Origin of the sequence: Citrobacter freundii complex sp. CFNIH2 (genome assembly GCF_002880615.1) — a bacterium.
Lineage (GTDB): Bacteria > Pseudomonadota > Gammaproteobacteria > Enterobacterales > Enterobacteriaceae > Citrobacter_A > Citrobacter_A amalonaticus_F.
Genome location: NZ_CP025757.1, coordinates 1,728,943 through 1,754,048, shown reverse-complemented (window position 1 = coordinate 1,754,048; position 25,106 = coordinate 1,728,943). Strand labels below are relative to the sequence as shown.

General features: G+C 53.9%; 26 protein-coding genes. 23 read left to right on the top strand and 3 right to left on the bottom strand.

The features are described from left to right. The first annotated feature begins 135 nt into the window (after nucleotides 1-135). The 14 genes from yceD (at nucleotide 136) to ptsG (ending at nucleotide 12,756) form a co-directional block, all read left to right on the top strand. Complete coding sequence (gene yceD, locus WM46_RS08705; RefSeq protein ID WP_043000987.1) at nucleotides 136-657, top strand: 23S rRNA accumulation protein YceD; 522 nt, start codon at nucleotides 136-138, stop codon at nucleotides 655-657. A gap of 16 nt (nucleotides 658-673) precedes the next feature. Next, entirely contained in the window at nucleotides 674-847 is a 174-nt protein-coding gene (gene rpmF, locus WM46_RS08700; protein WP_000290727.1) for a 50S ribosomal protein L32, read from the top strand. Between the two features lie 146 nt (nucleotides 848-993). Beyond that, nucleotides 994-2,070 carry a phosphate acyltransferase PlsX gene (plsX, locus tag WM46_RS08695; protein WP_102603805.1) on the top strand — a complete coding sequence of 359 codons (1,077 nt, stop codon included), beginning with the start codon at nucleotides 994-996 and terminating at the stop codon, nucleotides 2,068-2,070. 77 nt (nucleotides 2,071-2,147) lie between these two features. Beyond that, the gene (gene fabH, locus WM46_RS08690) at nucleotides 2,148-3,101 is read left to right on the top strand and encodes a beta-ketoacyl-ACP synthase III (RefSeq protein ID WP_102602023.1); all 954 of its coding nucleotides are present in this window, start codon (nucleotides 2,148-2,150) and stop codon (nucleotides 3,099-3,101) included. 15 nt (nucleotides 3,102-3,116) lie between these two features. Beyond that, nucleotides 3,117-4,046, top strand: a complete 930-nt coding sequence (gene fabD / locus WM46_RS08685) for an ACP S-malonyltransferase (protein WP_102602022.1) — start codon at nucleotides 3,117-3,119, stop codon at nucleotides 4,044-4,046. Between the two features lie 12 nt (nucleotides 4,047-4,058). Beyond that, the gene (gene fabG, locus WM46_RS08680; protein ID WP_042319622.1) at nucleotides 4,059-4,793 is read left to right on the top strand and encodes a 3-oxoacyl-ACP reductase FabG; all 735 of its coding nucleotides are present in this window, start codon (nucleotides 4,059-4,061) and stop codon (nucleotides 4,791-4,793) included. Between the two features lie 278 nt (nucleotides 4,794-5,071). Beyond that, nucleotides 5,072-5,308, top strand: coding sequence for an acyl carrier protein (gene acpP, locus WM46_RS08675; protein WP_000103754.1), 237 nt, complete (start codon nucleotides 5,072-5,074; stop codon nucleotides 5,306-5,308). A gap of 86 nt (nucleotides 5,309-5,394) precedes the next feature. Then, a complete protein-coding gene (gene fabF / locus WM46_RS08670) occupies nucleotides 5,395-6,636 on the top strand; it encodes a beta-ketoacyl-ACP synthase II (RefSeq protein ID WP_102602021.1) in 1,242 nt (413 codons plus the stop codon). 119 nt (nucleotides 6,637-6,755) lie between these two features. After that, nucleotides 6,756-7,565: an aminodeoxychorismate lyase gene (pabC, locus tag WM46_RS08665; RefSeq protein WP_102602020.1), complete on the top strand. Its 810-nt coding sequence runs from the start codon at nucleotides 6,756-6,758 to the stop codon at nucleotides 7,563-7,565. Between the two features lie 2 nt (nucleotides 7,566-7,567). Continuing rightward, nucleotides 7,568-8,590 carry a cell division protein YceG gene (gene yceG, locus WM46_RS08660; RefSeq protein WP_102602019.1) on the top strand — a complete coding sequence of 341 codons (1,023 nt, stop codon included), beginning with the start codon at nucleotides 7,568-7,570 and terminating at the stop codon, nucleotides 8,588-8,590. After that, entirely contained in the window at nucleotides 8,580-9,221 is a 642-nt protein-coding gene (gene tmk, locus WM46_RS08655; protein WP_061077184.1) for a dTMP kinase, read from the top strand. The genes yceG and tmk overlap by 11 nt, the downstream gene beginning before the upstream one ends. Next, nucleotides 9,218-10,222, top strand: coding sequence for a DNA polymerase III subunit delta' (gene holB, locus WM46_RS08650; RefSeq protein ID WP_102602018.1), 1,005 nt, complete (start codon nucleotides 9,218-9,220; stop codon nucleotides 10,220-10,222). Before tmk ends, holB begins: the two co-directional genes overlap by 4 nt. A gap of 10 nt (nucleotides 10,223-10,232) precedes the next feature. Further along, nucleotides 10,233-11,030, top strand: a complete 798-nt coding sequence (locus WM46_RS08645; RefSeq protein ID WP_061077186.1) for a metal-dependent hydrolase — start codon at nucleotides 10,233-10,235, stop codon at nucleotides 11,028-11,030. A gap of 292 nt (nucleotides 11,031-11,322) precedes the next feature. Further along, entirely contained in the window at nucleotides 11,323-12,756 is a 1,434-nt protein-coding gene (gene ptsG / locus WM46_RS08640; protein WP_061077187.1) for a PTS glucose transporter subunit IIBC, read from the top strand. 60 nt (nucleotides 12,757-12,816) lie between these two features. Here the strand turns inward: ptsG and fhuE are convergent, their stop codons facing one another. Further along, entirely contained in the window at nucleotides 12,817-15,012 is a 2,196-nt protein-coding gene (fhuE, locus tag WM46_RS08635) for a ferric-rhodotorulic acid/ferric-coprogen receptor FhuE (RefSeq protein WP_102602017.1), read from the bottom strand. A 351-nt stretch (nucleotides 15,013-15,363) separates the two neighbouring features. Here fhuE and hinT point away from each other — a divergent pair, with 351 nt between their 5' ends. The 8 genes from hinT (at nucleotide 15,364) to WM46_RS08590 (ending at nucleotide 21,436) form a co-directional block, all read left to right on the top strand. After that, a complete protein-coding gene (gene hinT, locus WM46_RS08630; RefSeq protein WP_043000975.1) occupies nucleotides 15,364-15,726 on the top strand; it encodes a purine nucleoside phosphoramidase in 363 nt (120 codons plus the stop codon). Then, on the top strand, nucleotides 15,726-16,100 hold the full coding sequence (locus WM46_RS08625) for a YcfL family protein (protein ID WP_102602016.1): 375 nt from the start codon (nucleotides 15,726-15,728) through the stop codon (nucleotides 16,098-16,100). The genes hinT and WM46_RS08625 overlap by 1 nt, the downstream gene beginning before the upstream one ends. A 22-nt stretch (nucleotides 16,101-16,122) precedes the next feature. Then, a complete protein-coding gene (lpoB, locus tag WM46_RS08620; RefSeq protein WP_102602015.1) occupies nucleotides 16,123-16,755 on the top strand; it encodes a penicillin-binding protein activator LpoB in 633 nt (210 codons plus the stop codon). Further along, entirely contained in the window at nucleotides 16,736-17,560 is an 825-nt protein-coding gene (gene thiK, locus WM46_RS08615) for a thiamine kinase (protein WP_102602014.1), read from the top strand. Before lpoB ends, thiK begins: the two co-directional genes overlap by 20 nt. Before the next feature lie 10 nt (nucleotides 17,561-17,570). Next, nucleotides 17,571-18,596: a beta-N-acetylhexosaminidase gene (nagZ, locus tag WM46_RS08610; RefSeq protein ID WP_061077190.1), complete on the top strand. Its 1,026-nt coding sequence runs from the start codon at nucleotides 17,571-17,573 to the stop codon at nucleotides 18,594-18,596. Nucleotides 18,597-18,617: 21 nt separating this feature from the next. After that, nucleotides 18,618-19,160: an alpha/beta hydrolase YcfP gene (gene ycfP, locus WM46_RS08605; RefSeq protein ID WP_042319601.1), complete on the top strand. Its 543-nt coding sequence runs from the start codon at nucleotides 18,618-18,620 to the stop codon at nucleotides 19,158-19,160. 246 nt (nucleotides 19,161-19,406) lie between these two features. Further along, the gene (gene ndh, locus WM46_RS08595; protein WP_061077191.1) at nucleotides 19,407-20,711 is read left to right on the top strand and encodes an NADH-quinone dehydrogenase; all 1,305 of its coding nucleotides are present in this window, start codon (nucleotides 19,407-19,409) and stop codon (nucleotides 20,709-20,711) included. Nucleotides 20,712-20,896: 185 nt separating this feature from the next. Next, nucleotides 20,897-21,436 (top strand): glycine zipper 2TM domain-containing protein, encoded by a 540-nt coding sequence (locus tag WM46_RS08590; RefSeq protein WP_061077192.1) that lies wholly within the window; start codon nucleotides 20,897-20,899, stop codon nucleotides 21,434-21,436. A gap of 58 nt (nucleotides 21,437-21,494) precedes the next feature. Here the strand turns inward: WM46_RS08590 and WM46_RS08585 are convergent, their stop codons facing one another. Together WM46_RS08585 and comR are read right to left on the bottom strand one after the other, a co-directional pair. Next, entirely contained in the window at nucleotides 21,495-23,681 is a 2,187-nt protein-coding gene (locus WM46_RS08585; protein WP_102602012.1) for a TonB-dependent siderophore receptor, read from the bottom strand. Nucleotides 23,682-23,912: 231 nt separating this feature from the next. After that, the gene (comR, locus tag WM46_RS08580; RefSeq protein ID WP_061077194.1) at nucleotides 23,913-24,548 is read right to left on the bottom strand and encodes a TetR family copper-responsive transcriptional repressor ComR; all 636 of its coding nucleotides are present in this window, start codon (nucleotides 24,546-24,548) and stop codon (nucleotides 23,913-23,915) included. Between the two features lie 243 nt (nucleotides 24,549-24,791). Here comR and bhsA point away from each other — a divergent pair, with 243 nt between their 5' ends. Further along, nucleotides 24,792-25,049, top strand: a complete 258-nt coding sequence (gene bhsA, locus WM46_RS08575) for a multiple stress resistance protein BhsA (protein ID WP_043001950.1) — start codon at nucleotides 24,792-24,794, stop codon at nucleotides 25,047-25,049. Nucleotides 25,050-25,106 lie beyond the last annotated feature (57 nt).

Genomic DNA, 25,106 nt, shown 5'->3' with positions numbered 1-25,106 from the left:
AGGCGTGCCGTTGTGGCGTCTCCTGAGCGAAAATAAGTCTGTAAACCGCAATGTGTGCGAATTATTGGCAAAAGGCAACCGCAGGCTGCCTTTTTCTTTGACTATATGACGTTACAAAGTTAATATGCGCGCCCTATGCAAAAGGTAAAATTACCCCTGACTCTTGATCCGGTTCGTACGGCTCAAAAACGCCTCGATTATGAAGGTATCTATACTTCTGATCTGGTAGAGCGCGTCGCCGATTCTGTAGTCAGTGTGGACAGTGATGTGGAATGCGCCATGTCGTTTGCTATCGATAACCAACGTCTTGCCGTGATTACCGGTGATGCGAAGGTTTCGGTAACGCTCGCATGTCAGCGTTGCGGGAAGCCGTTTCCTCATCATGTTCACACAACGTATTGTTTCAGTCCGGTTCGTTCCGACGAACAGGCTGAAGCACTCCCGGAAGCGTATGAGCCGATTGAGGTTAACGAATTCGGTGAAATCGATCTGCTTGCAATGGTGGAAGATGAAATTATCCTCTCCTTGCCGGTAGTTCCGGTGCACGATTCTGAACACTGTGAAGTGTCCGAGGCGGACATGGTCTTTGGTGAACTGCCTGATGAAGCGCAGAAACCAAACCCATTTGCCGTATTAGCCAGCTTAAAGCGTAAGTAATTGAGGAGTAAGGTCCATGGCCGTACAACAGAATAAACCAACCCGTTCCAAACGTGGCATGCGTCGTTCTCATGACGCTCTGACCGCAGTCACCAGCCTGTCTGTAGACAAAACTTCTGGTGAAAAACACCTGCGTCACCACATCACCGCCGACGGTTACTACCGTGGCCGCAAGGTAATCGCTAAGTAATCACGCGTTACTCAACGAATTTTACGTAGCAGGCAGGCTGTTAATGCCTCTTTCGCGTAAGAGACGAAGAGAATCCGTGTGATGAAGCTTAGTGAGGAAATTCCCCGTTGCTGCGGGGAAATACCAAACCAGGCGGCGAAACGACTTTGACACGTCTAACCCTGGCGTTAGATGTCATGGGGGGAGATTTTGGCCCTTCCGTGACAGTGCCTGCAGCATTGCAGGCACTGAATTCTAATTCACAACTCACACTTCTTTTAGTCGGGGATCCCGATACCATCACGCCATTACTTGCTAAAGCTGACTTTGAACAACGTTCGCGTCTGCAGATTATCCCTGCACAGTCAGTTATCGCCAGTGATGCCCGGCCTTCGCAGGCAATCCGCGCCAGCCGCGGGAGCTCAATGCGTGTGGCGCTGGAACTCGTGAAGGAAGGGCGAGCGCAAGCCTGCGTTAGCGCCGGAAATACCGGTGCGCTGATGGGACTTGCAAAATTATTGCTCAAACCGCTCGACGGTATTGAGCGCCCTGCGCTGGTGACGATTTTGCCGCATCAGCAGAAAGGGAAGACGGTGGTCCTCGATCTGGGGGCGAATGTCGATTGCGACAGCAAGATGCTGGTGCAATTTGCCATTATGGGCTCGGTGCTTGCGGAAGAAGTGGTGGGTATTAACAACCCTCGCGTGGCCTTGCTCAACATCGGCGAAGAAGAAACCAAGGGTCTCGACAGCATTCGGGATGCCTCTGTGGTGCTAAAAACGATCCCTTCCATCAATTACATCGGCTATCTTGAAGCCAATGAGTTATTGACGGGGAAAACAGATGTTCTGGTATGTGACGGTTTTACAGGCAATGTCACATTAAAGACGATGGAAGGTGTTGTCAGAATGTTCCTTTCACTGCTGAAATCTCAGGGTGAGGGTAAAAAACGGTCGTGGTGGCTGCTGATATTAAAACGTTGGTTACAAAAAAGCCTGGCGAGGCGATTCAGTCACCTCAACCCCGACCAGTATAATGGCGCCTGTCTGTTAGGATTGCGCGGCACGGTGATAAAAAGTCATGGTGCGGCCAATCAGCGAGCGTTTACCGTCGCGATTGAACAGGCAGTGCAGGCGGTGCAGCGACAAGTTCCTCAGCGAATTGCCGCTCGCCTGGAATCGGTATACCCAGCTGGATTTACAATGCTGGACGCTGGTAATGGCGACACATCACAGCCACACTGATTACGGTGTGGCGTGAGAGCCCCAGCTTCTTAGCCATTGTGATGCGCGGTATATAACCAAAAAGTGACTGAGCGTACATGTATACAAAGATTATTGGTACTGGCAGCTATCTGCCTGAACAGGTGCGGACTAACGCCGATCTGGAAAAAATGGTCGATACGTCTGACGAGTGGATTGTCACCCGTACAGGTATTCGTGAACGCCATATTGCAGCGCCGAATGAAACCGTCTCAACGATGGGTTTTGCGGCGGCTCAACGCGCGCTGGAAATGGCGGGCATTGATAAAGAACAGATTGGCTTGATTGTGGTAGCGACCACCTCAGCGACACATGCATTCCCCAGTGCAGCATGCCAGATTCAGAATATGCTGGGCATCAAAGGCTGCCCGGCGTTTGACGTCGCCGCAGCCTGCGCCGGCTTTACATACGCATTAAGCGTCGCCGACATGTACGTTAAAACGGGTGCGGTCAAATACGCGCTGGTGGTCGGTTCCGATGTTCTGGCCCGCACCTGCGATCCGACCGATCGCGGCACAATCATTATTTTTGGCGATGGTGCCGGTGCCGTGGTGCTGAGCGCCTCCGACAAGCCGGGCATCATCTCTACCCACCTGCATGCTGATGGTCGCTATGGCGAACTGCTGACGCTGCCGAATGCCGATCGCGTGAATCCGGAAAATTCAATTCATCTGACGATGGCAGGCAACGAAGTGTTCAAAGTGGCCGTTACCGAACTTGCGCACATCGTCGACGAGACGCTGGCGGCCAATAACCTGGATCGTTCAGAACTCGACTGGTTGGTTCCGCACCAGGCTAACCTGCGTATCATCAGTGCGACGGCCAAAAAATTGGGCATGTCGATGGACAATGTGGTGGTGACACTGGACAGACACGGCAACACGTCTGCGGCCTCCGTTCCTTGCGCGCTGGATGAAGCCGTGCGTGACGGACGCATCAAAGAAGGTCAGCTTGTGTTGCTTGAAGCCTTTGGCGGTGGATTCACCTGGGGCTCCGCGCTGGTTCGTTTCTAGTATAAGGATTTAAACATGACGCAATTCGCATTTGTGTTCCCTGGACAGGGTTCCCAGACCGTTGGGATGTTAGCCGATATGGCGGCAAGCTATTCCATCGTCGAAGAGACGTTTGCCGAAGCTTCTGCAGCGCTTGGCTATGACCTGTGGGCGCTGACTCAACAGGGGCCGGCTGAAGAACTGAACAAGACCTGGCAGACGCAGCCTGCGCTGTTAGCCGCGTCCGTTGCGCTGTATCGCGTCTGGCAACAGCAGGGTGGTAAAGCGCCGGTGCTGATGGCGGGTCATAGTCTGGGTGAATACTCAGCGCTGGTTTGCGCCGGTGTCATTAATTTTGCTGACGCAGTGCGTCTGGTTGAACTGCGTGGTAAATTCATGCAGGAAGCCGTTCCGGAAGGCACAGGCGGTATGTCTGCTATCATCGGTCTCGATGATGCGTCCATTGCAAAAGCGTGCGAAGAAGCCGCAGAAGGCCAGGTGGTCTCGCCGGTGAACTATAACTCGCCGGGGCAGGTCGTTATCGCCGGACACAAAGACGCCGTTGAGCGTGCCGGTGCAGCCTGTAAAGCTGCCGGTGCAAAACGCGCGCTGCCGTTACCAGTGAGCGTACCGTCTCACTGTGCGCTGATGAAGCCGGCGGCGGAAAAACTGGCGGCTGAATTAGCGAAAATTACCTTTAACGCGCCGTCTGTACCGGTTATCAACAATGTGGATGTTAAGTGCGAAACTGACGCGAATGCCATTCGCGATGCGCTGGTGCGCCAGTTGTACAGTCCGGTACAGTGGACGAAGAGCGTCGAACTAATGGCGTCGCAGGGTGTTGAGCACCTGTATGAAGTAGGTCCAGGTAAAGTGCTTACAGGCCTGACGAAACGTATTGTTGATACCCTGACTGCCTCGGCTCTGAACGAACCGGCGGCGATGTCGGCGGCACTTGCGCAATAAAAGAGGAACACCATGAGTTTTGAAGGAAAAATCGCGCTGGTTACCGGTGCAAGTCGTGGCATTGGCCGCGCAATTGCAGAGACGCTCGTTGCCCGTGGCGCGACCGTTATCGGTACCGCGACCAGCGAAAGTGGCGCTCAGGCCATTAGCGATTACTTAGGTGCTAAAGGTAAAGGTCTGATGTTGAATGTGACTGATCCAGCATCTATCGAATCTGTTCTGGAAAAAATTCGCGCAGAATTTGGTGAAGTGGATATCCTGGTCAATAATGCCGGTATCACACGTGATAACCTGCTGATGCGAATGAAAGATGATGAGTGGAACGATATTCTCGAAACCAATCTTTCATCTGTTTTCCGCCTGTCAAAAGCGGTAATGCGCGCTATGATGAAAAAGCGTCATGGACGTATTATCACTGTCGGTTCTGTGGTTGGTACCATGGGAAATGCGGGTCAGACAAACTACGCTGCGGCGAAAGCGGGTCTGATCGGCTTCAGTAAATCGCTGGCGCGCGAAGTTGCGTCCCGCGGTATTACGGTGAACGTTGTTGCTCCGGGCTTTATTGAAACGGACATGACGCGTGCGCTGACTGATGAGCAGCGTGCGGGTACGTTGGCGGCAGTTCCTGCAGGTCGTCTTGGCGATCCGAAAGAGATCGCCAGTGCGGTTGCATTTTTAGCCTCTGACGAAGCAGGTTACATCACGGGTGAGACTTTGCACGTCAACGGCGGGATGTATATGGTTTAACCACGAGATACGCAAAATCATCCAAATTGTATCAAGTCGGCAAGACCGAAAAAGCCTGCGAGCATTGATGACTATGTGACCAGGGTTTGAAGATGCAGCCAACACAGAGACAATTTGAAGGATGAAGCGTAGAAAAATATTTGCGTTATTATAGGTCTTGGCCTCAAAATAACGTAAAATCGTGGTAAGACCTGCCGGGATTTAGTTGCAAATTTTTCAACATTTTATACACTACGAAAACCATCGCGAAAGCGAGTTTTGATAGGAAATTTAAGAGTATGAGCACTATCGAAGAACGCGTTAAGAAAATTATCGGCGAACAGCTGGGCGTTAAGCAGGAAGAAGTTACCAACAATGCTTCTTTCGTTGAAGACCTGGGCGCAGATTCTCTTGACACCGTTGAGCTGGTAATGGCTCTGGAAGAAGAGTTTGATACTGAGATTCCGGACGAAGAAGCTGAGAAAATCACCACCGTTCAGGCTGCCATTGATTACATCAACGGCCACCAGGCGTAAGTGAACATCTCCAGGCGGTCATTCGACCGCCTGAGTTTTATCTTTTTGTCCCACTTGAATCAATTATCCCTCCCTGGAGGACAACCGTGTCTAAGCGTCGTGTAGTTGTGACCGGACTGGGCATGTTGTCTCCTGTCGGCAATACCGTAGAGTCTACCTGGAAAGCTCTCCTTGCCGGTCAGAGTGGCATCAGCCTGATCGACCATTTCGATACTAGCGCCTATGCAACGAAATTTGCTGGCTTAGTAAAGGATTTTAACTGTGATGACATTATCTCGCGCAAAGAACAGCGCAAGATGGATGCCTTCATTCAATATGGAATTGTCGCTGGCGTTCAGGCCATGCAGGATTCTGGCCTTGAAGTAACGGAAGAGAACGCATCCCGTATTGGCGCCGCTGTCGGCTCTGGTATCGGCGGTCTCGGACTGATTGAAGAAAACCACAGTTCCCTGGTGAACGGTGGACCGCGTAAAATCAGCCCGTTCTTCGTTCCGTCGACGATTGTTAACATGGTGGCAGGTCACCTGACCATCATGTATGGCCTGCGTGGGCCAAGCATCTCTATCGCGACCGCCTGCACCTCAGGCGTACATAACATCGGTCATGCCGCGCGTATCATTGCATACGGCGATGCGGACGCGATGGTCGCGGGCGGTGCTGAAAAAGCCAGTACGCCACTGGGCGTAGGCGGCTTTGGCGCAGCACGTGCGTTGTCTACCCGTAATGAAAACCCGCAAGCGGCAAGCCGCCCATGGGACAAAGAGCGAGATGGCTTTGTTCTGGGTGACGGTGCAGGCATGGTGGTACTGGAAGAGTACGAACATGCAAAAGCGCGCGGCGCAAAAATTTATGCTGAAGTCGTTGGCTTCGGGATGAGCAGTGACGCTTATCACATGACGTCGCCGCCGGAAAACGGTGCAGGCGCTGCCCTGGCGATGGTCAATGCATTGCGTGATGCGTCGATTGAACCTGGCCAGATTGGCTACGTTAACGCCCACGGGACGTCCACGCCGGCAGGCGATAAAGCTGAAGCGCAGGCGGTTAAATCTGTCTTTGGCGATGCGGCAAGCCGTGTGATGGTGAGTTCCACCAAATCTATGACCGGTCACCTGTTGGGTGCAGCGGGCGCGGTAGAGTCGATTTACTCTATCCTGGCGCTGCGCGATCAGGCTGTTCCGCCAACCATCAACCTGGATAACCCGGATGAAGGTTGCGATCTGGACTTCGTTCCTCACGAAGCGCGTCAGGTCAGCGGAATGGAGTACACCTTGTGTAACTCCTTCGGTTTCGGTGGGACCAACGGTTCATTGATCTTTAAAAAGGTCTGACCGCCGTTTTGCCTCCCTGGTTAAAAGGTCCGCTTGTCGGGCCTTTTTTATTGCGTTTTCTTCCCTTGTCCTGCGCTAACCATCCTGCGACACTAACGGGCCACGCATAAGGAGCCACCATGTTCTTGATCAATGGCCGTGAACAGGAATCACTTCCCGCAAGCGATCGCGCCATCCAGTTTGGCGATGGCTGCTTTACCACTGCGCGCATTCTCGATGGCACGGTATCGCTGCTGGCGGCGCATTTACGGCGTTTGCAGGCGGCCTGCGCAACATTGCTGATAGCCTTTGATGACTGGGATGTGCTTGAGCGAGAAATGACCGTGCTGGCCGCGGGCCATTCACGTGCGGTACTGAAGGTGATTATCAGCCGTGGAAGCGGGGGGCGAGGATACAGCGGCGCGCAGTGTCGTGACAGCACCCGCATTCTCTCTGTTTCTGCCTATCCGCAGCATTACGACCGCTGGCGCGAACAGGGGATTACGCTTGCCTTAAGCCCGGTTCGTCTGGGACGTAACCCTTTGCTCGCGGGCATCAAACACCTGAACCGGCTCGAACAAGTGCTGATCCGCTCCCATCTTGAGCAGACGGAAGCCGATGAGGCGTTGGTTCTTGACAGTGAGGGTTGGGTTACGGAATGCTGTGCGGCTAATTTATTCTGGCGAAAAGACAATGTGGTCTATACGCCGCGCCTTGATCAGGCGGGAGTGAACGGTATTATGCGACAATTCTGTATCCGGAAACTGGCACAATCGTCTTTTCAGGTTGTCGAAACCCATGCCCGCGAAGCAGCGCTGCAACATGCCGATGAAATGGTGGTTTGTAATGCGCTGATGCCGATCGTGCCCGTGCGGGCTTATGGCGCTAACACGTTGTCTTCACGTGTATTATTTGAGTTTCTGGCCCCACTGTGTGAGCATCCGAATTAGTCATGAAAAAATTGTTTCGTGTTGTCCTTTTACTGGTTGTTGTATTGGGCATTGCCGCAGGGGCGGGAATGTGGAAGGTTCGCCATCTGGCGGACAGTAAAATCTTGATTAAAGAAGAGACCATTTTTACCCTTAAGCCGGGTACCGGACGCCTGGCCCTGGGCGATCAGCTGTATGCGGATCGGGTCATTAACCGCCCCCGCGTGTTTCAATGGTTGCTGCGCGTCGAGCCAGAACTCTCCCACTTTAAGGCCGGAACCTATCGTTTAACGCCGGGTATGAGCGTCCGTGAGATGCTGCAGCTGCTGGAAAGCGGCAAAGAGGCGCAGTTCCCACTGCGGCTGGTGGAAGGTATGCGCTTAAGCGACTATCTCAAACAGCTGCGTGATGCGCCGTATATCAAACATACCCTGAGTGACGATCGCTACGAAACCGTCGCAAAAGCGCTGGGCCTTGAGAATACCGATGGGCTGGAGGGCTGGTTCTGGCCCGATACCTGGATGTATACCGCCAATACCACGGATGTTGCCTTACTCAAGCGCGCCCATCAGAAAATGGTGAAGGCGGTTGAGCGCGTCTGGGAAGGGCGTGCGGAAGGACTGCCGTATAAGGATCAAAACCAACTGGTGACGATGGCCTCGATTATTGAAAAAGAGACGGCCATTGCCAGCGAACGCGATCAGGTCGCCTCCGTCTTTATCAACCGCCTGCGTATCGGGATGCGCCTACAGACCGATCCCACGGTGATTTACGGGATGGGGGAGCGTTATAATGGCAAGATCTCGCGCGCGGACCTGGAAACGCCAACGGCCTATAATACCTACACGATGACCGGACTCCCGCCAGGACCGATTGCGATGCCGGGTGAAGCTTCACTGAATGCGGCGGCGCATCCGGCCAAAACGCCGTATCTCTATTTTGTGGCCGATGGTAAAGGCGGTCATACTTTTAATACTAATCTTGCCAGCCATAACCGGTCAGTGCAGGACTATCTGAAAGTGCTTAAGGAAAAAAATGCGCAGTAATTATATCGTCATCGAGGGGCTGGAAGGCGCCGGAAAAACGACCGCAAAGAATGTTGTGGTTGAGACGCTTGAACAACTCGGCATTCGCGACATGGTTTTTACCCGCGAGCCGGGCGGTACACAGCTGGCAGAAAAACTGCGTAGCCTGGTGCTGGACATCCGTTCAGTCGGTGACGAAACCATTACCGTAAAAGCCGAAGTGTTGATGTTCTATGCCGCGCGAGTGCAGCTGGTTGAGACGGTCATTAAACCCGCGCTCGCAGAAGGTAAATGGGTGATTGGCGACCGTCATGATCTGTCAACGCAGGCGTATCAGGGCGGTGGTCGCGGAGTCGATCAGCAGATGCTGGCGACGCTGCGTGATGCTGTACTGGGGGATTTCCGCCCGGATTTAACCCTGTACCTGGACGTCACGCCAGAAGTGGGGCTGAAACGTGCTCGCGCCCGTGGCGAACTGGACCGCATCGAACAGGAGTCGTTTGATTTCTTCAATCGCACCCGCGCTCGCTATCTGGAGCTGGCAGCCCGTGATGCCAGTATCCGCACGATTGATGCGACGCAGCCGCTGGATACGGTGATGAGCGATATCCGTACCACCATCACCGAGTGGGTGAAGGAGCAGGGCGAATGAAATGGTATCCATGGTTACGACCTGACTTCGAGAAGCTGGTAGCGAGCTATCAGGCGGGAAGGGGTCACCATGCGCTACTGATTCAGGCCTTACCGGGAATGGGCGACGACGCATTGATCTATGCGTTGAGCCGCTACCTGCTTTGCCAGCAACCGGATGGACATAAAAGCTGCGGCCACTGCCGTGGTTGCCAGTTGATGCAGGCAGGAACGCATCCGGACTACTATTCACTGTTCCCGGAAAAAGGGAAAAGCACGCTGGGCATTGATGCCGTGCGTGAAGTGAGTGAAAAACTGTATGAGCGTGCGCGACTGGGCGGAGCCAAAGTGGTCTGGATCCCGGATGCGGCGCTGATGACTGATGCCGCCGCCAATGCGCTGCTTAAAACGCTGGAAGAACCGCCCGCGCAAACCTGGTTCTTTCTCGCCAGTCGTGAACCCGCGAGGTTACTGGCGACACTGCGCAGCCGCTGTCGTTTACATCATCTCGCGCCGCCGGCTGAATCGTACGCGGTATCGTGGCTTGCGCGAGAAGTGACGGTGTCACAAGAAGCATTGTTGACCGCGCTGCGCCTGAGTGCAGGTTCTCCGGGGGCGGCGCTGGCCCTGCTGGGTTCCGAAAGCTGGTCCCAGCGTAACGCGCTGTGTCAGGCGCTGGCGAGCAGCCTTCCTGCTGGCGACTGGTACTCATTATTGACGGTGCTTAATCATGAACAGGCGCCTGCCAGACTGCACTGGCTGGCGACATTAATGATGGATGCGCTTAAACGTCAGCACGGGGCCACCGTGATGACCAACGCGGATGCCGGGCAACTGATCGCCACGATTGCCGGTCAGCTGTCTCAGACGCGTATTCAGGCAATCCTTAATGCCATTTGCCACTGCCGCGAACAACTGCTTAACGTGATCGGAATAAACCGTGAACTGGTGTTAACCGATCTTCTTCTGCAAATCGAGCATTATCTCCAACCAGGCACCGTGTTGCCTGTTCCCCACCTGTAAGAGAGACATTATGTTTTTAGTCGACTCGCACTGCCATCTTGATGGCCTGGATTATCAATCTCTGCATAAGGATGTGGATGACGTGCTGGCGAAGGCGGCCGCGCGCGATGTGAAATTCTGTCTGGCGGTGGCGACGACGCTGCCGGGATACCGCGGTATGCGGGAACTGGTCGGCCAGCGCGATAACGTCGTTTTCTCCTGCGGCGTGCATCCACTCAATCAGGACGAACCGTATGACGTGGAAGAACTGCGTCATCTGGCGGCTGATGACGACGTGGTGGCGATGGGAGAGACGGGGCTGGACTACTTTTATACCCCCGAAACAAAAGTGCGCCAGCAAGAGTCATTCATTCATCATATCCAGATCGGCCGTGAACTGAACAAGCCGGTGATCGTCCACACGCGCGATGCCCGCGCCGATACGCTGGCGATTCTTCGTCATGAAAACGTGACGGATTGTGGCGGCGTACTACACTGTTTTACAGAAGACAGAGAAACGGCGGGTAAACTCCTGGATCTGGGTTTTTATATCTCCTTTTCCGGCATTGTGACCTTCCGTAATGCTGAACAGTTACGTGACGCTGCGCGATATGTGCCGTTGGATCGACTGCTGGTGGAGACGGATTCCCCGTATCTCGCACCGGTACCGCATCGGGGTAAAGAGAACCAGCCAGCGATGGTCCGCGACGTGGCGGAATACATGGCCGTATTGAAAGGTGTGGCGGTTGAAGAACTGGCGCAGATCACCACCGATAACTTTGCCCGTCTGTTCCATATCAACGCTTCCCGCCTGCAGTCAGCCTCGTAATCGAGTTTTTTTAAAGCTCGTAATTAATAAGTAAAGCGAGTAAAGTTCACCGCCACAAAGTGGGCGGTGAATGAGCGATCTGACACATTCTGATACCTTTTTTGTCAAAATGTGCAACTTAACGCGCTGTCCAGAGTTGAAACGTGATAGCCGTCAAACTATATTTCGCCGATTTATTTTACTCTGTGTAATAAATAAAGGGCACTTAGATGCCCTGTCCACGGCGGGGTTCTCCCCCCTCGCCAATGCGTGTGAACGTAGAAAGCACAAATACTCAGGAGCACTCTCAATTATGTTTAAGAATGCATTTGCTAACCTGCAAAAGGTCGGTAAATCGCTGATGCTGCCGGTATCCGTATTGCCTATCGCAGGTATCCTGCTGGGCGTCGGTTCCGCAAACTTCAGCTGGCTGCCAGCCGTTGTATCGCACGTGATGGCAGAAGCCGGCGGTTCTGTTTTTGCAAACATGCCGCTGATTTTCGCTATCGGTGTCGCGCTTGGCTTTACCAACAACGATGGCGTTTCGGCTCTGGCTGCGGTAGTTGCCTATGGCATCATGGTGAAAACCATGGCCGTGGTCGCGCCGCTGGTTCTGCATTTACCTGCTGAAGAAATCGCAGCAAAACACCTTGCGGACACGGGTGTACTCGGGGGGATTATCTCCGGTGCGATTGCAGCGTACATGTTTAACCGCTTCTACCGTATCAAGCTGCCTGAGTATCTGGGCTTCTTTGCTGGTAAGCGTTTCGTGCCGATCATTTCTGGTCTGGCGGCGATCTTTACCGGTGTGATTCTGTCCTTTATTTGGCCGCCAATCGGTACGGCTATCCAGACATTCTCTCAGTGGGCTGCATACCAGAACCCGGTCGTGGCGTTCGGTATCTACGGCTTCATTGAACGCTGCCTGGTCCCGTTTGGTTTGCATCATATCTGGAACGTTCCTTTCCAGATGCAGATCGGCGAATACACCAACGCGGCAGGTCAGGTCTTCCACGGCGATATCCCTCGCTACATGGCGGGTGACCCGACGGCGGGCATGTTGTCTGGCGGCTTCCTGTTCAAAATGTATGGTCTGCCAGCAGCTGCGATTGCCATCTGGCACTCAGCGAAACCTGAAAACCGCGCCAAAGTGGGCGGCATCATGATCTCCGCGGCGTTGACCTCGTTCCTGACCGGTATCACCGAGCCGATCGAGTTCTCCTTCATGTTCGTTGCGCCGATCCTGTACGTTATCCACGCGATTCTGGCGGGTCTGGCGTTCCCAATCTGTATCCTGCTGGGTATGCGTGACGGTACGTCGTTCTCACACGGTCTGATCGACTTTATCGTGCTGTCCGGTAACAGCAGCAAGCTGTGGCTGTTCCCGATTGTTGGTGCGGGCTACGCGATTGTTTACTACACCATCTTCCGCGTGCTGATTAAAGCGCTGGATCTGAAGACCCCGGGTCGTGAAGATAATACCGATGACGCGAAAGCGGGCGCGACCAGTGAAATGGCTCCTGCGCTGATTGCGGCGTTTGGCGGTAAAGAAAACATCACTAACCTGGATGCGTGCATTACCCGTCTGCGTGTCAGCGTGGCTGACGTGGCGAAAGTGGATCAGGCTGGCCTGAAGAAACTGGGTGCCGCAGGTGTGGTGGTCGCAGGCTCCGGTGTTCAGGCTATCTTCGGTACGAAATCCGATAACCTGAAAACTGAGATGGATGAATACATCCGTAACAGCTAAGACCTAAGAAGTTGGGGAGAACTAAGGCAGCCGAATGGCTGCCTTTTTTACGGGCTACGATCAGAACTGATAGTTTGCGGTGATGCTCACATTGCGTGGCTCGCCATAAACAATCGACCCTTCAACGTTGGTGTCATAGGTTTTATCGAACAGGTTATTGACGTTACCCTGCACGGAGAAGTTCTTGGTCACCTGGTAGCGGGTGAACAGATCCACCAGCGCGTAACTGCCTTGCTCTGCACGGAAGGTGCCGTACGGCGTCGCGGTATCGGTGTACACGCGGTTCTGCCAGTTCACGCCACCGCCCACGGTCAGGTCAGGCAATACCGGCAGGCGGTAGCTGGTGAACAGCTTGACGCTGGTACGCGGCAGATTCGGATTGACGGCGTTGCCTTCATTGTCTTCTGCGACGTAACGCGTTGCGCCAAAGGTCATCTGCCAGTTATCGGTAATCGCGCCGTTAACTTCGAATTCAACCCCTTTACTGACGGTACCGTTCGCCGTTTTATACGCGATATCGCCATTGGTACCCGGAATTGGCGCACCTGTCGACTGGGCAACGTTATCCTGTTCAATGCGGAACACGGCGAGGGTGGTGGTCAGTCGGCTGTTCATCCAGTCAGATTTCAGGCCCACCTCATAGTTATTCCCGGTAACCGGCGTGAGGTATTTCCCACTCATATCGCGCTTGTTCTGCGGCTGGAAGATGGACGTGTAGCTGGCGTAAGTTGACCAGTTGTCATTGATGTCAAAAACCAGGCCGGCATAGGGCGTAGTGTGGTTTTTCTCCATACTGTAGCTCAGAGTATCGACACGCCAGTTGGTGTAGCGCGCGCCGAGGATCAGGTGCAGCGGGTCAGCCAGTGAAACGCGCGTTGCGGCGTACAACGACTTCATGTGCGTGGTGTCGTCCTGGGCCAGCGACTGCGGTGCCCAGTCGGTTTGCGGGAAGTTGCCATTGAAGTTGTTGAAACTGCCGATCTCATCCGGGAAGACGTTAGCCCAGGAGCTGTAATAGCGGTTGTTCTGTTTGCTGTAACTGCCGCCAAACATCAGGTTGTGTTGGCGACCGAACAGATCGTAACCGCCGTCGGCAAAGAGATCCAGCGCATCCATTTTACGTTTACCGCTGTTCCAGCCTGTACCGCCAACGTAGTCATAACCCGGTCCATAGCTACTGTAAGGGCCGACCAGCATGCCATCAGCCTTATTCACATACGCATCGACATACATCGTTTTACTGTCGAATTTGATCTCCGAGTGGGTCGCATTCATCGTCGCCTGCCAGGTGTCGGCAAAACGCTGCTTGAGTGTGACAAAGACTTTGTTGATCTCTTTATCGTTATACGCCCAGTCAGGCGCAGTACTGCGGGCACGATCATAACTGTTTTTGCTGCCGTCGGTATTCCAGCGCGGCAGACCACCCCAGGTTGGGCTGTCCACTCTGATTTTCTGGTACTCATACCCGGCGGCAAGGCTGGTGGTTTCTCCCAGGTCAGCATCAATGATGCCTGAGAAGAAGTTTTTCTCGTTGTGATAGCGATCGAGCCAGGAGTCGTTGTCCTGATAACCCGCCACTATGCGGCCGCGTACGTTACCGTCATCGGTGAGCGGGCTTTGCAGATCCATCACGTAGCGCTGTTTATTCCAGCTGCCATATTCCGCCGACACGTTGCCTTTGAACTCACGACTGGTGGCGTGCTTGCGGATCATGTTGATGGAGGCCGACGGGTTGCCGGTGCCGGTCATCAGGCCGTTAGCGCCGCGTACCACTTCCACGCGCTCATAGAGCGCCATATCGGTGAGGGCATCCCCCAGATTCCAGCGGGATTCAAAATAGGTCGGAATACCATCAACCATATAGTTATCAATCTGGAAACCACGGGAGAAGTAGCTGACGCGGTCAGAATCCGCCTGGCTTTTGCTGATCCCCAGCGTGCTGTCCATCACGTCGCCCAGCGTTTGCAACTGCTGATCTTCCATGCGTTGTTCGCTGACGATGCTGACCGACTGCGGAATATCGCGCTGGGTCATCATCATTTTGGTTCCGGCGGTGGTGGATTTGACGCTGTAATCCTGCTCGTCGCTGTCCGCTGAGGTTGCTGGCGCAGAACCGTCAACAATGACGGTCTCTTCCGGTGTGGTCGCCGCGAAACTCATGGATGGCATCAATGCCATCGCGATGCAGGCCGCCAGCAACGATGGTGTTGCGCCAGCCTGGCGTTGTTCATCCCTGTTGTGTGTTGTGAAAGACATCAGAAAGCCCTTAATAGTGAACGAATCCTGGCTCAGGCCGTGTAAGGTGGCGATGAGCCCCTTTTTATTTTTCTAACCATTTAATGCGCATGAAAATGCAAATGCGAAATATACGCATTCATATTCACTCTGTAAACAGATGTAACTTGCTTTCTGAAATCTTGTTTCATTACTTTTTGGCACAGGAGAGGGGATAAATGGTTATAAGTGCGCCACCGTGATGGTTTTTTGCTTAAGAAATCGTGGGTTAAGGTTGAAAGAGCAGGTTTAAGTCGATCATACTCTATACTCGCAATGTGGCTCAGCGTAGCATGACATCACGCATGGCAATTTTTAGAAAAGGAAAACGTCGTGGCAGAAGAGACTATATTCAGCAAGATTATTCGTCGTGAAATCCCTTCCGATATCGTTTATCAGGATGACCTGGTGACGGCATTCCGGGATATTTCACCCCAGGCGCCTACACACATCCTGATCATTCCCAACGTTCTGATCCCGACGGTCAATGACGTCAGCGCAGAGCATGAACAGGCGCTGGGACGGATGATTACCGTTGCGGCAAAAATTGCCGAGCAGGAAGGCATTGCCGAAGATGGCTACCGCCTGATCATGAATACCAATCGTCATGGCGGCCAGGAGGTGTATCACATCCATATGCATCTGCTGGGCGGTCGCGCGCTCGGTCCTATGCTCGCGCACAAAGGGCTGTCATGATGACCAGAGGATGCATTGCGCTTTCACTGGGTCTGCTCTTCCTTGCCGGATGCCGTTCTCATCCTGAGATCCCGGTAAGCGATGAACAGTCGCTGGTGATGGAATCGACGCTGCTGGCGGCGGGGATCACCGCGCAAGAGCCGACGTTGACCACGTCTGATATTCAGCCCTCTGCATCCTCAACGCTGTATAACGAAAGGCAAGAACCCGTTACCGTCCATTATCGCTTTTACTGGTATGACGCCAGGGGATTAGAAATGCATCCCCTGGAAGCGCCACGCAGCGTGACGATCCCGGCGCATTCGTCGGTCACGCTGTATGGCAGCGCCAATTATCTGGGGGCGCACAAAGTCAGACTTTATCTTTATTTGTAAGGGGTGAATCTTGAAGACAAAAATGAGTCGCTACGCATTGATAGCCGCGCTGGCGATGTTCCTGTCCGGTTGTGTGGTGCAACGTGAACCTGCACCGGTTGATGAGGTGAAACCCACGCCGGAACAGCCCGCGCAGCCGCAAGAACCTGCACCAGGGGTTCCTTCGGTGCCTGCGATCCCGGGACAGCCGGGGCCTATTGAACATGAAGATCAGACTGCGGCGCCGGCGCCGCGCGTACGTCATTACGACTGGAATAGCGCGATGCAGCCGATGGTGGGCAAAATGTTGCAGGCCGACGGCGTTACAGCGGGGAGTGTACTGCTGGTCGATAGCGTCAATAACCGCACTAACGGTTCGCTGAACGCGAGTGAAGCCACGGAAACGCTGCGCAATGCGCTGGCGAACAATGGCAAATTTACCCTGGTCTCTGCGCAACAGTTGTCGATGGCAAAACAGCAGTTAGGGCTGTCGCCGCAGGACAGTCTGGGAACGCGTAGCAAAGCGATTGGTATTGCCCGTAACGTCGGCGCGCACTATGTGCTGTATTCCAGTGCCTCGGGTAACGTCAACGCGCCATCACTGCAAATGCAATTAATGCTGGTACAAACTGGCGAGATAATCTGGTCAGGTAAAGGTGCCGTTCAGCAGCAATAATATCCCAGAGCGCGACGCGGTGTTGTCGCGCTACTTTCCGCACTATCGTCCCGTCGCCGAAGGTCAGAGTGGCCTGAGCGGCGGGAGCGTGATTATTGAAAGTCCAACCCAGCGGCTGGTTCTTCGCCGCCATCACGATCCCGATGCGCCGCAAGCGCATTTTTTACGCCAATATCATGCTTTATCGCGGCTGCCTGAACGCCTTGCGCCGAAGCCGCGTTTTTACCTGGCCGGCTGGATGGCGGTGGACTATGTTCCGGGCGAGATAAAATCCGGACTGCCGGGGGCCGACGAACTGGCGGGCTTACTGTATTATCTTCATCAGCAGCCCTGCTTTGGCTGGCGTATTTATTTGCTACCGCTGCTGGAACAATACTGGCAGGGGAGCGATCCGGCGCGGCGAACACCGCACTGGTTGAGAGGGTTGAAACGCCTGCGCAAGCGCGGGGAACCTCGTCCGCTACGCCTCGCGCCGCTGCATATGGACGTCCACGCCGCCAACATCGTTCATGGTCCGACAGGGCTACGGCTGATTGACTGGGAATATGCCGGAGACGGCGATATCGCCCTTGAACTGGCGGCGGTGTGGGTGGACGATGTGGAGCAACACCGACGACTGGTCGAAGCGTATGCGGTTAGCGCGCGCATGGACGGGCAAAAATTATGGCAACAGGTCAGACGCTGGTATCCGTGGATACTGATGCTGAAGGCCGGTTGGTTTGAATACCGCTGGCAACAGACCGGCGAACGACAATTTATCAGTCTGGCCGATGCAACCTGGCGGCAGCTGGCAACGAAGGATTAAGGAGAGCAGTGTGGGTCCAGTAATGTTGGATGTCGAAGGGTTTGAACTGGATGCAGAAGAGCGGGACATTCTGGCCCATCCGCTGGTGGGCGGTTTGATTCTGTTCACGCGCAATTACCACGACCCGGAACAGTTACGTGAACTGGTGCGCCAGATCCGCGCGGCATCGCGCAACCATCTGGTGGTGGCCGTCGATCAGGAAGGCGGGCGCGTACAGCGTTTCCGCGAAGGATTTACCCGACTGCCCGCCGCGCAGTCTTTTGCCGCGCTGCTCGGGCTGGAAGCGGGCGGTAAACTGGCGGAAGAAGCCGGATGGTTGATGGCCAGCGAAATGATTGCGATGGACATTGATATCAGCTTTGCGCCGGTGCTGGATGTCGGGCATATCAGCGCGGCGATTGGCGAACGTTCCTATCATGCCGACCCGCTCAACGCGCTGGCGATGGCGACCCGTTTTATTGACGGTATGCACGCGGCAGGAATGAAAACCACTGGCAAACATTTCCCGGGACACGGTGCGGTGACCGCCGATTCGCATAAGGAGACGCCGACCGATCCGCGTCCTGAAGCGGAAATTCGCGCGAAAGATATGTCCGTGTTCCGCACGCTGATTAGCGAAAATAAGCTGGACGCCATCATGCCGGCGCACGTCATTTACAGCGCTGTCGATCCACGCCCGGCGAGCGGTTCTCCGCACTGGCTGAAAACGGTTCTGCGCCAGGAGTTAGGTTTTGACGGCGTCATTTTCTCTGATGACCTGTCGATGGAAGGGGCGGCGATTATGGGCAGCTATGCTGAGCGTGGGCAGGCATCGCTGGATGCGGGTTGTGATATGATTCTGGTCTGCAATAATCGTAAAGGGGCGGTCAGTGTGTTAGATAATCTGTCGCCGATCAATGCAGAGCGTGTTACACGTTTGTATCATAAAGGTTCATTTTCGCGTCAGGAACTGATGGACTCGGCACGCTGGAAAACCGTCAGCGCGCAGCTCAACCAGTTACATGAACGCTGGCAGGAAGAGAAAGCAGGTCATTAACGCACGTTTGGTGAGGATGCGATGATTATCTATTTACACGGTTTCGACTCTAACAGTCCGGGAAACCACGAAAAAGTCTTGCAGCTGCAGTTTATCGACCCGGACGTCAGACTGATAAGCTACAGCACGCGTCATCCGAAACATGACATGCAGCATCTGCTGAAAGAAGTGGACAAAATGTTGCAGCTTAATGTTGATGAGCGACCGTTGATTTGCGGCGTTGGCCTCGGTGGCTACTGGGCAGAACGCATTGGTTTTCTCTGCGATGTTCGCCAGGTGGTGTTTAATCCGAACCTGTTCCCGTATGAAAACATGGAAGGCAAGATCGATCGTCCGGAAGAGTATGCCGATATCGCCACCAAGTGCGTGACCAACTTCCGCGAGAAGAATCGCGATCGTTGCCTGGTTATTCTCTCGCGTCATGACGAAGCCCTGAACAGTCAGCGAGCGTCAGAAGAGCTCCACCATTTCTATGAGATCGTGTGGGACGAAGAGCAGACACATAAATTTAAGAACATTTCGCCGCATTTGCAGCGCATCAAGGCGTTTAAGACCCTGGGGTGACCTCCTTGTCTGTCGGAATTGTCGAATCAAACCAGCCTTCGGGCTGGTTTTTTTTGCCTGTTTTCCCGGCGTTGTCTATCTTTTCAGCAGCAAAACTTGATGCACATCAATTTTGGTATGACCAATGCACCGCATGTGTTATTCTCACTCTCGAAGGACATTTTCATTGTCGTAACTTGTTGTTAATTAAAGGCTATGTTTATAACGTTTAATTAACAATTGGTTAATCATTTTAAGGGGGTCACGTTGACTACACCATTGAAAAAGATCGTGATTGTCGGCGGGGGAGCTGGCGGGCTGGAAATGGCGACGCAGTTGGGGCACAAGCTGGGTCGCAAGAAAAAAGCGAAAATTACGCTGGTTGACAGAAACCACAGCCACCTGTGGAAACCCTTGCTGCACGAAGTGGCGACCGGTTCGCTGGATGAAGGCGTGGACGCTCTGAGCTATCTGGCGCATGCCCGTAACCACGGCTTCCAGTTCCAGTTGGGCTCAGTGATGAACATCGATCGCGAAGCGAAAACCATCACCATCGCGGAACTGCGCGATGAGAAGGGCGAGCTGTTGGTGCCTGAGCGTAAAATTGCCTATGACACGCTGGTGATGGCGCTGGGGAGTACCTCCAATGACTTCAACACGCCGGGTGTGAAAGATCACTGTATCTTCCTTGATAACCCGCATCAGGCGCGTCGTTTCCATCAGGAAATGCTGAACCTGTTCCTGAAGTATTCCGCCAATCTGGGCGCGAACGGTAAGGTGAATATTGCGATTGTCGGTGGCGGCGCGACGGGCGTAGAACTGTCTGCGGAACTGCATAACGCAGTGAAACAGTTGCACAGCTACGGCTACAAAGGGCTGACCAACGACGCGCTGAACGTGACGCTGGTGGAAGCCGGTGAACGTATTCTGCCTGCACTGCCGCCGCGTATTTCTTCCGCGGCGCATAACGAATTAACGAAACTCGGCGTTCGCGTACTGACCCAGACGATGGTGACCAGCGCGGATGCGGGCGGCCTGCATACCAAAGACGGTGAATATATTGAAGCCGATCTGATGGTCTGGGCGGCGGGGATCAAAGCGCCGGACTTTATGAAAGAGATTGGCGGCCTGGAGACCAACCGGATTAATCAACTGGTGGTCGAACCGACGCTGCAAACCACCCGCGATCCTGATGTGTACGCGATTGGCGACTGTGCCTCCTGTGCGCGTCCGGAAGGAGGCTTTGTGCCGCCGCGTGCTCAGGCTGCGCATCAGATGGCAACCTGTGCGATGAACAACATTCTGGCGCAGATGAACGGTAAGCCGCTGAAAGCGTATCAGTACAAAGACCACGGCTCGCTGGTGTCGCTCTCCAACTTCTCGACCGTCGGTAGCCTGATGGGCAATCTGACCAAAGGGTCGATGATGGTGGAAGGGCGTATCGCTCGTTTCGTCTACATCTCACTGTACCGTATGCACCAGATCGCACTGCACGGCTATTTTAAAACCGGTCTGATGATGCTGGTGGGCAGCATTAACCGCGTGATCCGCCCGCGTCTGAAACTGCATTAATCCCGCCTGACTCAGCATCGCCCGTTGGCGGTGCTGAGCGCCTTCTCCGCTCGGCCTCTTCCTTCAGAGTTCTCTGAATCATCCTGTTTTAACGGCGGCCAACGATATTTTCATCCGCAGTCTGATGGGCTTCTTATTGCATTGGTTGCAAAATTGTAACCAATAGCAAAGAAGGAGGATCTCCCGTGAATAAATCGATGTTGGCGGGTATAGGGATTGGCGTAGCTGCTGCGCTGGGTGTGGCGGCGGTTGCCAGTCTGAACGTGTTTGATCGTGGCCCACAGTATGCTCAGGTGGTGTCTGCAACACCTATCAAAGAGACGATTAAGACGCCGCGGCAGGAGTGTCGCAACGTGACGGTGACGCATCGCAAGCCCGTCCAGGATGAGAACCGCATTACCGGTTCGGTGCTGGGCGCGGTTGCCGGTGGCGTGATTGGTCATCAGTTCGGCGGCGGACGAGGTAAGGATGTGGCAACGGTGGTCGGGGCGTTGGGTGGCGGTTACGCCGGTAACCAGATCCAGGGCTCAATGCAGGAAAACGACACCTATACCTCCACGCAGCAGCGCTGCAAAACCGTCTATGACAAATCGGAAAAAATGCTCGGTTACGACGTCACCTATAAGATTGGTGACCAGCAGGGCAAGATTCGCATGGATAAAGATCCTGGCACGCAGATCCCGCTGGATAACAACGGCCAGTTGATTCTGAATAACAAAGCGTAAAAAAAGCGGTACTCTGCAAGTTAGCCCCTCATTCGCTCAGGCTGAGGGGCTTTTTTTATCAGAAGGTTAAGGCGTAGTTCAGACCAAAGGTACGACCCCGACCCTTATATTCGTACAGCGACGGGCTGCCATAGGTTGGGCTGTACAGCAACGGCGCGCGCTGTCCCCACAGGGTGGTGTAATCTTCATCCAGCAGGTTTTCAATGCTAAAGGTCAGTTTACCCAGCGGGAGTTGATAGCTGCCGATAAAGTCCACGGTGTTATAGCCATCCAGCTTGTTGCCGCTGGCATCGGTGAGATCAAACGATTGTTGGGTCTGAACCCGCAGCGACCACGGCTCGGGCGCCCAGCCGACCCAGGCGGTGGCTTTGGACGGCGATGCCAGCGTCACGTCCCATTTTTCCCATTTCCCGTTCTGTTTTACTTCGGATTTCAGAACGTTAAAGTTCGCACCCAGACTCCAGTCGCTGTCAGGAATGAAGTAGTCCGCCGCGCCTTCCACGCCATAAATCCGGCGATCGTCAGGTTCCACACGGATCGTCATATCGCTGCGGTTAATCACAATCGACTTATCGGACGTCGAATAGTACGCCGCCAGCTGGGTACGCAGATTATCGCCGGTATAGCGCCAGCCCAGCTCATAGGAATTGACCTTGATCCCTTCCAGACGCGAATCCGCCACGTTCACGCTGCGCTGGAGCTGGTAATGATCGCCCACCAACTGGTAAGTGCCGTTGCCGTAGTATTTTCCGGGATCTGGCAGTTCAACGCCCTGAGAGAAGTTAAACCATGCCTGTTGGCGTTCGGTGAGATGCGCCAGGAGCCCGGCATTGAACAAGAAGTTGTCGTAATCGGTTTTGCCGCCAGGAATGACATCGGCAGAACTTGCTAAACCGTTGGCAATCCCCTGTTGCTGCGCGTAACCCACGAAATCATCAACCCGGTTTTCCGTCCACTGATAGCGCACACCGCCGCTCAGGGTGAAGATGTCGTTAATGTCATAACTGCTTTGCAGGAACGGGGCGAAGTTGGTAATGCTGTAGCCGGGATAACGTCCGGTCGTATAGGCCGTGCGATTGTCCATCCCGCCTGACGGCATAGACCAGGCCAGATCGAAGAACTTCTGATTGGAGTCGAAGGTTTCATGATCCGCATCGACGCCCCACGTCAGCTCCCAGTTATCCATCAGCTGGCTGTTGAGGGTGATTTTGGCGCCGAACTGGTCGGTATCCTGCTGCGAAGCCGAGAAGCTGGTCACCTGACCTTTGCTGAGCGTCGGGAAGGGGTAGAACTTCAGCGACTCATCGCGGTAATAGATCTGGCTGACCAGATTCTGGCCGAAGAAGTCCGCGTCGGCGTATTGCAGGCTGATCAGATGACGTTCCGTCCCTGGAATACGGTCTGAACTAAGCCCGCTGCGGGTGCTGGCGGTGCCGCTACCGGTAACGGCGGACATGTTTTCACCCAGGTATAGCCCGTAATCTTCATCGCCCTGACTCTTATAGTACTGGGTGACCAACTGTATCTGGCGGTTGTCATCAATATCGAGGGTGCCGGTACCCATCACGTCCAGACGATCGGAGTGCTGCAGACCGGTTTGCGTGTTGTCGAGCATCAGGGCGTCACCGTTACCGTCATACCAGCCGCCAAAGCGCTGATAAGCGACGGACAGTCGACCAGAAGCGCGATCCGTTCCACCGCTGACTGCCGCGGCAACGCGCTCGTCGTGATCGTTACTGTTGTTAAAGCCGGATTTACTGCCCAGTTCAAGCTCTACCTGGCGATCTGACTGACCCTTTTTGGTGACAATGTTAATTAAGCCGCCGGTACTGCCGCCGCCATACAGCGACGTGGCGCCTGAAATGACCTCAATATGTGCGATGTTAAACGGGTCGATCGCATCCAGTTGGCGGCTGTCGGTACGCGATGAGTTAAGGCGTACGCCGTCGATCAGCACGACAATTGCGCGACCACGCATGTTCATTCCGTAGTTGGTACGCCCCTGGCTGCTAACGTCGATGCCCGGAATCAGTTGCGCCAGCACGTCTTTGAACTCTTTGCCGCCCTGAACCTGTTGCTCAATCTCCTGGCCTTCAATCACCCAGGTGGTCTGTGCCATCTCGGCTACGGTTTTCTGGCTACGGTTGGCGCTGACGATGAGGTTTTCTTCTTCTGTCTGCGCCGCCGCAGCGGGCAGAGTCAGGGCTAACAGGATCGGGTTGAGGACCCAAAGACGCTTATTCATTCGCATTCCTTTCTGAAAATATCTGTGCAGGTGAAGGGATTTAACCGGTCGTAGCCGGCTGTTACATTGTGAAATAGATGTAAAATCAAATGCGAATATTGCTGATAATAATTGCTATTATCAATAGATTTTTACAAAAAATTGAATCTAACTAAATGATAACATTAATAATTGTGCGGGAATTGTGGTGCAGAAGAACCGGGAAACTAGGTTCCCGGTCAGAGAAAACGATCAGGCCTTGAGCAATTCAGGCCACAGACGCAGGGTGGTGTGAGTGATTTGCATCAGCTTGTCGAAACTGGCCCCTTCACGAGCGCTGATAGACATGCCCTGCAAAATACAGCTCAGATACTCGGCAAGGTTTTGCACATTGCAGTGCGCGGGGATCTCGCCGCGCTCCTGCCGCTGACGCAGAAATTGCGTCAGGGTCTGTTCCTGCATCGCATGACGCGATTTTACGGTATGTGCAATGTCGCGTGACGCGGCGGCAAGCGTCGCGGAAGTGTTGATCATAAAGCAGCCAGCGGGGGTGTCCTTGCTGGTGAAACAGGTTGCCACCGCGGTGAAGTAGTCCTCCAGCGCCGCCTCAACGCTTTTCTCCTCACAGAACAACTGCGCTTCATGTTTTGCCGCGAAGCGGGCGATGTATCTGTCCAGCACCGCGCGGAACAGTCCCTCTTTATTGGTGAATTCCGCATACAGCGTTGGCGCTTTCGCTCCCGTCGCTTCAACAAGGTCAGAAAGCGATGTTGCCTCATAACCGTGCTGCCAGAAGAGTGTCATGGCCTTATCAAGCGCGGCTTCCCTGTCGAACACTTTTGGTCGGCCACGGCTTTTTTTAACACAACTTGTCGATTCAGTTGTCATGGTGCCGTCGTACCTTAATGGGTTTAGTGAACAACCATTATAAAAATAAACCCGCACAGGCTCCAGCGCATTCGCGAGAAAAAAATTTTCAGCTTAGTTGTATGAAAGATAAGCGCTTTTGATTTTATATAACGATCGTTATAAAAAATGGGTTGACGTGTGACCTGGATCACATCTATCATTTACCTATCGATCGTTAAGTAAATGCTTACGACGCCCAATCATCTGCAAAAGGTCACTATTATGAAAAACGTAAAAACCCTCATCGCTGCTGCTGTTCTGAGTTCACTGTCATTCGCAAGCTTCGCGGCTGTAGAAGTTCAGTCCACGCCTGCAGGTCAGCAAAAAGTCGGCACCATCTCTGCGAACGCAGGGACTAACCTGAGTTCACTGCAGGACGAACTGGCGCAGAAAGCGGATGCTATGGGTGCGAAATCGTTCCGCATTACTTCAGTGACGGGTCCGAACAACCTGCACGGTACCGCGGTCATTTATAAATAAGCATTATCCCCTCATTGATGCCTGCTGCTGCAAAATAACGCAACATAAAAAAAGCCC